Source organism: Lentzea roselyniae, assembly GCF_039537795.1.
Classification (GTDB): Bacteria; Actinomycetota; Actinomycetes; order Mycobacteriales; family Pseudonocardiaceae; genus Lentzea; species Lentzea atacamensis.
The window spans coordinates 1-6,951 of sequence record NZ_BAABBE010000088.1 but is presented as its reverse complement, the minus strand read 5'-3'; the positions used below and the strand labels follow the sequence as shown (position 1 = coordinate 6,951).

The window sequence follows — 6,951 nt, the reverse complement described above, 5'->3', positions numbered from 1 at the left end:
GTCCCGGCGGGCCTCCACGACCATCCGGGTCGCCCGCTCACGCAGCTCATCTGGGTACTTCTTCGGTGGGGCCATTGCTCCTCATCATCCAGGCTTGATGGTCTCCATCAAACCCGGCACGGAACACTTGTGTTGTGACCCTGGGCGTTGACACCCGCAAGGACCTCCACGTCGCCGTCGCGCTGGACCAGCTCGGCCGGCGCCTGGGCGTGGCCAGTTTTCCCACCGACGACGCCCACCACACCGCCCTGTGGGACTGGGCCGGTGGCTTCGGAAAGGTGGGACTGGGCCGGTGGCTTCGGAAAGCTGACAACTGCAGGAGTCGAGGGCACGGGAAGCTTCGGCTATCGGCTGGCCCACTTCCTGGCCAGCGCGGGAGTCGCCGTGTTCGAGGTGAACCGGCCCAACCGCACCACGCGCCGACGCAGGGGGAAATCCGATCCGGTCGACGCGTAAAACGCCGCCCGAGCCGTGCTGTCCGGGGACGCCACCGCCACGCCCAAAGCCCGCACCGGTCCGGCAGGACAGCTGCGAGCTCTGCTCGTGGCGCGCCGCAGCGCGGTCAAATCCCGTGTTCAGGCTGAGCTGCAGCTGCGCTGTCTCGTCCTCGAACTCGATGACGCGACCCGTGCTCAGGTGGATCGACGTCGTGCCGCCGACCTCGTCGCGGCGTGCGCGGACTTGACAGGAACTGACGGGACCGCCCTGTCCCTGCGCGCGTTGGCTCGCCGCTGGCAGTATCTGGATCAAGAAGTGCGCGACAGCGACGGCGCCGTTGAACTGATCGTCCGTCAGACCGTTCCGTGGTTGCTGGCGCAGCCCGGTATCGGCCCGATCTGCGCGGCCCAACTCCTGGTTACCGCCGGCGACAATCCCGAACGGTTGCACAGCGAGGCAGCGTTCGCCGCGCTGTGCGGTGTCAGTCCGGTGGAGCACTCCAGCGGCAAGACCCAGCGGCACAGGCTCAACCGCGGCGGCGACCGCGCGGCTAACAGTGCATTGTGGACTATCGCCAACAACAGGCTCATTCATGATCCACGCACACGCGAATACGCGGCACGCCGAACCGCGCAAGGTTCCAGCCGTAAGGAGATCATCCGGCTCCTGAAGCGCTACATCGCACGCCAGGCGTTCGGCGAGATCATTCGCGCCCTGAAACCTCCGACCAGGCCCGATACCAACCCTTGACATAGGGGCATCAACGCGATGATGGAGTCGTTCTGGTCACGCATGCAGGTCGAACTCCTTGACCGCCAGCGCTGGGGTACCCGCATCGAGTTGGCAAATGCGATCTTCGACTACATCGAGATCTTGCCATGATATGCGGGTGATCCGTTGTCAGGCCGGTCCGGTCGGGCAGGCGAGGTCGCCGCATCGATCGGAGACCTCCCGTGGGGTTCACTCCATGCCTTGCCCGCACGCCCCGAGCCGGTGGTGGTGAGCAGATTCGTCTGGGCCATCCGCTGCTGGATTCCTACCTGGAGCTGGTGACCGCGAGGGCGCGCTGGAACACTGTGTTGGCCAGCGCCTTCGACCTGAAAGTGTTCTTCTCCGTCATCGACAAGGACCCGGTCGAGGTGGACACCGCCGATGTCCTGGCCTTCATCAAGGCCCAGCGTGAACCTCGGCGTGGCGCGACGGTGGTGCGGATCGAGGATGGCGAGAGCGGACTCTCGGCGCGCACCATCAAGCGCCGACTCGCCACGATCGCTGGGCTCTACGAATACCTGATCATCCGCGGAGACACCGTGGTGTCACGCAATCCGGTGCCCCGCGGGCTGGCGATGCGCCGCCCAGGCCAGCGGGTGGTGCGTGGCGTCCCGTTGATCCGCGCGCCCCGCACATTGCCGAGGGTGATCGACCCGGACGAGGTCGACACGTTCATCGCCGCGCTCCGCTGTCGCCGGGACCGGGCCATGGTCGAGGCGATGCTGCTCGGTGGGCTCCGGCGCTGCGAGGTCCTCGGTCTTCGTCTGGGCGATGTCCGTCCTGGTGAACGGCGACTGTTCATCGCCGAAGGCAAGGGAGGACATCAGCGGATTGTGCCGGTGTCGCAGCGCTTTTTCCTCACCCTGGGTGGCTACCTTGCCGGCGAGCGACCCGAGCAAGCCATCGACGCATGGACGTCTGGTCCTGGTTTCACGGGTCGCCGCTGGCAGACCGGTGGCGCACGTGGCCAAGGAACTCGGTGTGTCGCGGCAGTGCGCGCACCGCTGGGTCCGCCGCTTCCGAGACGAGGGCGCCGCAAGCCTGGCCGATCGGTCCAGTAGGGCCACACCACATGCCGTCGCGGACCTCCGCCGAGGCAGAACAGCGAGTCGTGGCGGTTCGCGGCGAGCTGCACTGCGGACCGGCTCGTATCAGCGTCCGCACCGGAGTCCCCGCGCGCACCGTGTCACGGGTGCTGTCCCGGCATGGTGTGCCGCGGCTGGCCGAGTGTGATTCGCTGACCGGGCAACGCATCCGCGCCACCCGGCACACCACCCGCCGCTACGGACACCCCGCGCCCGGTGATCTGCTGCATCTGGACGTCAAGAAGATCGGCAAGATCCCGCCAGGAGGCGGCTGCTGCGCCTACGGCCGCAGCCGGCGTCCCGGTTCCCATCGCGGCCTGGGGAGGTGTCATCAGGCCGTAACCAACTTGATCAACTACGGCGCGTGCCGCTTGGTGATGTTCTCCGCGCAGTACGTCGTCCTGCCGTCGTTGTCCGTGATGCTGATCGCGACCGTCACGCTCGGGCCGTTGACTCCCGCGGTGATGTTGAGCGGGTGGTCGCGGTCGAAGAACACGTCGCGTAATTCGGCGGCATCACTGTCGTGGAAGACCATCCACGCACGGCCTGCCCCGCCAGGCACGAGGCTCGACAGATCCACCCCGGTCACCCGCACGGTCCAGGCGTGCTGCGGCTGCCCCGTCCACGAGTACAGCCCGATCCGGGCGCCGCAGTCACCGGGCGGCGGCATCTCGGCGGCATGGGCCGCGACCGGCGAGGCCGCGACGGACGGCTCGGCCAGCGCGGCTGAACCGGGAAACACTAGGACGAGGGCGGCAAGCAGCCCGAGAAGGTTTCGCAAGACAATTCCCCCAGGAATCGGTGTGTGGCACGGCGCCGCACTGCGACCGACCCTAGCGAGGCGCCAGTGCCCGTGACCCTCGATCGGACAACTTGTTCACGAGCCGTTCGGTTCGCCGAAGCGCTTCGCGAGACCGAGGAACTGCTGCGACAATGAGCCCGCTCGGGTCAGCAGCTCCTCGTACTCGTCGAGCAGGCGCGCCGCGCGCGGGTCGGCGCTCACGCCGGGCGCCGTCCGCACTCGCCTGGCCACGTTCATCCCGTGGAACGCGAGCATCACCATCACCTCGCTGAGGATGTCGGCCTCGTTCTTGGCCGCGGGCTCGTCACCCGAGTCCTGGTCGGGCAGCTCCAGCAGCGCTTCGCGGAGCCTGCGCCGTCCTTCCGGTGTGATCGGTGCGTTCATCGGATCCCCCAAGTGTCGTGTACCACCGCGAGGCTAGTCGTGCTCAGCGGGAGGCGACCAGCTTCGCCACGCCGTCCAGGATCATCTCCAGGCCGAACTCGAACGAGTGCTCCGGGCTGAACGCGCTCTGATGCGCCTCACCCACCGCGTTGCCCACGCGTGAGGCCAGCGGGTAGCGGGCCGGGTCGAACACCTTCATCAGGAACGGTGCCGCCGCGTCCCACCACTGTTGGTCGGTCAGCCCGGTCTCGCGTCACGACCGCGGCCTCCAGTTCGACCTCGCTACCCTCCTCGGGAGGCGCCGCGCGCGGTCGCTGATCGGCGGCGCGCAGCCTGGTCTTGGTGGCCTGCGATCCGTCGACCTCGAACTCGGCTTCCACCGCCACTTTCGCGGCGTCGTCGACGGCAGCTAATGGCACGTGCCTCACCGCAATCCCAGGGAGACCGCCTGTCCCTGCAGATCATCCTGCTCGTCGAGCCCACTCGCGACCTCGACCACACCGGGAAAGCGCGTGGTGGCCCTTCTCAGCCATGAGTTGGCGGGTGTGATCTACGGCTGGCCCGCAGGCCGTCGGTGTAAGTCACAGGGGATCCGCTCTTGGGCTGTTCGGGTGGAGATCGGCACGATGTCGTCACGAAGCATCCGTTCTCCGGGTCTCGGTTCTGACCGAGGGAGCTGGATGTGGCCACGCTGACGAACGCCGAACTGATCACTGCATTGACGGGACTTCACGGCCTAGCGGCACCGTCGACCGAACCTGGCCTGCGCTTCGCGTTCTACGGGCGAATGTCGACGAGTTGTTCCAGGATGTGCAGACGTCTCGCGCGTGGCAGCGCGCCGTGTCGGATGAGTTGATCGACGGCGTTGGCTCTGTCGTGGCGGAGTTCTTCGACGTAGGTGTCTCGCGGCGGTGGAGGTGGCGGGACCGTCCGCAGGCCGCGGCGTTGCTGGTCGCCGCCGCGGATCCTGGTTGTGATTTCCACGCGGTCGTTGTAGGCGAGTACGAGCGCGCGTTTCACGGCGATCAGTTCCGTGAGGTTGTGTCCAAGCTGAACGCGCTGGGTGTCGCGGTGTGGCTGCCGGAGGCCGGTGGCCCGGTGGAACTCGGCAGTCCGGTGCATGAGGCGTTGATGGTGCTGCTGGGTGCGCAGGCGCAGCGTGAGGTGGCGAGGGCGCGGCAGCGGGTGCTGGCGGCGATGAGGGCGCAAACTCGTGCGCAAGGCCGGTTTCTGGGTGGTCGTCCGCCCTATGGGTACCGGCTTGTTGATGGTGGTCGGCATCCGAATCCGGTGCATGGGCGGTGGGGTCGTCGGGTTCAGGTGTTGGCGACGGACCCGGTGACGGCGCCGTGGGTGCGGTGGATGTTCGCCGAGCGTGCTCGCGGTCGCACGGTGGCGTCGTTGGCGCGGGAGCTCAACGAGCGTGGCGTGGTGTGTCCGTCGGGGGCCGACCCCGAGCGAAACGCGCACAGGTCGGGGGAGCGGTGGATCGTCCGGACAGTGGCGATGATCCTGGAGAACCCGCGCTACACCGGCCGACAGGTATGGAACCGAAGCAGCACGACCGGTCATGGATCGGGAGGTCGTGCAGGTGGCCGCGGCTCGGGAGCGTTGCGGTACAACCCGATCAGCGAGTGGGAGGTGTCTGAGCGGATCGCGCATGAGCCGCTCGTAGATGACGAGACGTTCGTCGCGGTGCAGGGGATGCGGGTGGCGAAGCCTGCCAAGGACGGCGAGGTCCGGCGCTATCTGCTGGCGGGACTCGTGGTGTGCGGGTTGTGTGGCCGGCGGATGGACGGGCACTGGGTTCACGAGCGCCAAGCGACGTTCCGACGGCGAACCGCGGAACGTCTACGTCCGAGAAGATCGCCTGCTCGAGGCGCTGCCACATCTACTCGGGCGGACCGCTGGACGCATGGAAGTAGATGTGGGCGAGGAGCTGGTCGATCAAGTCCGCGAGCAACACCTGCAGATTCACTATGACGACCAGCGTCTCGAAATTCGACCCGCACAACTAACACCGAAAACCCTGGAACCTGCTCGTCGTCCAGTTCAGCAGACACTCGCGTTGGATTTGTGCGCGAATCTAGCGGCGGCAGAAATATGAATTACCCCACGGGATTATGGTTAATCCCGTGGGGTAATAGAATGTCCGAGGGGGGACTTGAACCCCCACCCCCTTGCGGGGACTAGCACCTCAAGCTAGCGCGTCTGCCATTCCGCCACCCGGACCTGTTCAGTTTTGCCGCGGCTCGCGCCGTGGTGTGTGCATAGATTACATGATCGTCGCCGCACGCCAAAATCGGGGGGTTGGGTTGGGGTTTGCGCTGGTAGGAGGCTTTGAGTGGGGGTGGAGGTGTGGGCGAAACTGGATCACGTCATGGGGTGCCGGCGGAGTGGTGGTTGACGCCGGTGATCTTGTGTGCGGGCTAGTACTACAGCCGCAGGCCGTGATCTTTGAGTCGTCGCTGGTAGTGGCATTGTCGGGCTCGGTGTTGGTGGCGTCGTCGCCAGTGTGACCAGGCCTCGGTGTGGGAACGCGGGTGCGGAGCGTAGGTCAGGGCGGCGTGCAGGCGTCTGATCTCGTTGACGCTCAACGGGATCAGGTCGTCATCGGGGTCCGCGGAGCCCCCTTTTGGGTCCTCGCGGTGACCGCGAGGAAGGCGTGGGCGAGCATCGCGAGGGTGATGTGCCGGTACCAGGCACCGTACTTGCGGACCTGGTAGTGGTCTAGGCCGACCTCGTTCTTGGCCGTCTGGAAGCATTCCTCGACCGCCCACCGGCTTCCGGCCACCCGGACCAGCACGTCCAGCGGGACCGGGTCCGGTGTGTGGCAGAGGAAGTACGCCAGCTCGCGGACGCCCTTGGCGTTGCGGGTGAGCGAGCGGCGAATCAGCAGACGATGGTGCTCGCCGGCGTCGACCAGTGCCCAGTCATACAACCGCGGGCCCTTGGCGCCGTCCCCGCAGGAGCGGCGTTGCCAGGCCGTTTTGGGCACCAGCCGGCCCAGCACGTCGGCTCGTCGTTTTCCCGCAGCGGTCGGGAGTTGCTGTGTGCAGGGGATCGCCATGACGTAGGCGATACCGCGTTGTTCCAGCCAGGACCGCAGGCCGGGGTTCTGGCCGTAGGCCTCGTCGGCGGTGAACCAGGAGAACGGCACACCGGCGTCGATGGCCCGTTCGAGCATGCGGCGGGCCAGTTCCGGCTTGGTCGCGAACTCGACCTCGTCGTCGATGCCGGCCTCGCGGCATCGGTTCCGGTCGGCGCACCAGCTGGCCTGGGGCAGGTAGAGCTCGCGGTCGATCAGCGCGCGTCCGTGCGGGGAGGCGTAGGCCAGGAACACGCCGAGCTGGCAGTTCTCGATCCGCCCGGCGGTGCCGGAGTACTGCCGTTGCACTCCGGCGGACTTGACTCCCTTCTTCAGGAACCCGGTCTCGTCCGCGACCAGCACCGCCTGCTCATGCCCGAGAT

10 protein-coding genes, 1 tRNA gene and 2 pseudogenes are annotated in these 6,951 nt (G+C 67.0%); 6 read left to right on the top strand and 7 right to left on the bottom strand.

Features of this window, described 5'->3' with window-relative positions; genetic code table 11:
• Positions 1-134 precede the first annotated feature (134 nt).
• From ABFX45_RS46815 to ABFX45_RS46810, 4 genes and pseudogenes are all read left to right on the top strand, one after another.
• Positions 135-1,188: pseudogene (locus ABFX45_RS46815) on the top strand (IS110 family RNA-guided transposase).
• Between the two features lie 12 nt (positions 1,189-1,200).
• Positions 1,201-1,311: pseudogene (locus ABFX45_RS45630) on the top strand (IS3 family transposase); the annotation flags it as partial.
• An 80-nt stretch (positions 1,312-1,391) separates the two neighbouring features.
• The gene (locus ABFX45_RS45625) at positions 1,392-2,270 is read left to right on the top strand and encodes a tyrosine-type recombinase/integrase (RefSeq protein WP_346137334.1); all 879 of its coding nucleotides are present in this window, start codon (positions 1,392-1,394) and stop codon (positions 2,268-2,270) included.
• The gene (locus ABFX45_RS46810) at positions 2,164-2,442 is read left to right on the top strand and encodes a helix-turn-helix domain-containing protein (protein ID WP_428834308.1); all 279 of its coding nucleotides are present in this window, start codon (positions 2,164-2,166) and stop codon (positions 2,440-2,442) included. Before ABFX45_RS45625 ends, ABFX45_RS46810 begins: the two co-directional genes overlap by 107 nt.
• On the opposite strand, the gene ABFX45_RS45620 is transcribed toward ABFX45_RS46810, so the two are convergent.
• The 5 genes from ABFX45_RS45620 to ABFX45_RS45600 form a co-directional block, all read right to left on the bottom strand.
• Complete coding sequence (locus ABFX45_RS45620; protein ID WP_346137333.1) at positions 2,396-2,626, bottom strand: hypothetical protein; 231 nt, start codon at positions 2,624-2,626, stop codon at positions 2,396-2,398. The two genes, ABFX45_RS46810 and ABFX45_RS45620, sit on opposite strands and share 47 nt — an antisense overlap.
• Before the next feature lie 23 nt (positions 2,627-2,649).
• The gene (locus ABFX45_RS45615; protein ID WP_346137332.1) at positions 2,650-3,075 is read right to left on the bottom strand and encodes a hypothetical protein; all 426 of its coding nucleotides are present in this window, start codon (positions 3,073-3,075) and stop codon (positions 2,650-2,652) included.
• A gap of 96 nt (positions 3,076-3,171) precedes the next feature.
• Positions 3,172-3,480, bottom strand: coding sequence for a hypothetical protein (locus ABFX45_RS45610; protein ID WP_346137331.1), 309 nt, complete (start codon positions 3,478-3,480; stop codon positions 3,172-3,174).
• Between the two features lie 43 nt (positions 3,481-3,523).
• Entirely contained in the window at positions 3,524-3,721 is a 198-nt protein-coding gene (locus tag ABFX45_RS45605; RefSeq protein WP_346137337.1) for a TetR/AcrR family transcriptional regulator C-terminal domain-containing protein, read from the bottom strand.
• A 536-nt stretch (positions 3,722-4,257) separates the two neighbouring features.
• Positions 4,258-4,761, bottom strand: coding sequence for a hypothetical protein (locus tag ABFX45_RS45600; RefSeq protein WP_346137330.1), 504 nt, complete (start codon positions 4,759-4,761; stop codon positions 4,258-4,260).
• Here ABFX45_RS45600 and ABFX45_RS46805 point away from each other — a divergent pair.
• Positions 4,678-5,463 carry a recombinase family protein gene (locus ABFX45_RS46805; RefSeq protein WP_428834309.1) on the top strand — a complete coding sequence of 262 codons (786 nt, stop codon included), beginning with the start codon at positions 4,678-4,680 and terminating at the stop codon, positions 5,461-5,463. The two genes, ABFX45_RS45600 and ABFX45_RS46805, sit on opposite strands and share 84 nt — an antisense overlap.
• A complete protein-coding gene (locus ABFX45_RS45595) occupies positions 5,396-5,587 on the top strand; it encodes a hypothetical protein (RefSeq protein WP_346137329.1) in 192 nt (63 codons plus the stop codon). Before ABFX45_RS46805 ends, ABFX45_RS45595 begins: the two co-directional genes overlap by 68 nt.
• Positions 5,588-5,629: 42 nt before the next feature.
• Here the strand turns inward: ABFX45_RS45595 and ABFX45_RS45590 are convergent.
• Both ABFX45_RS45590 and ABFX45_RS45585 read right to left on the bottom strand, forming a co-directional pair.
• Positions 5,630-5,712 (bottom strand) — tRNA-Leu (locus ABFX45_RS45590).
• Between the two features lie 370 nt (positions 5,713-6,082).
• On the bottom strand, positions 6,083-6,951 hold an 869-nt coding region (locus ABFX45_RS45585), incomplete at its 5' end, for an IS701 family transposase (protein WP_346137328.1).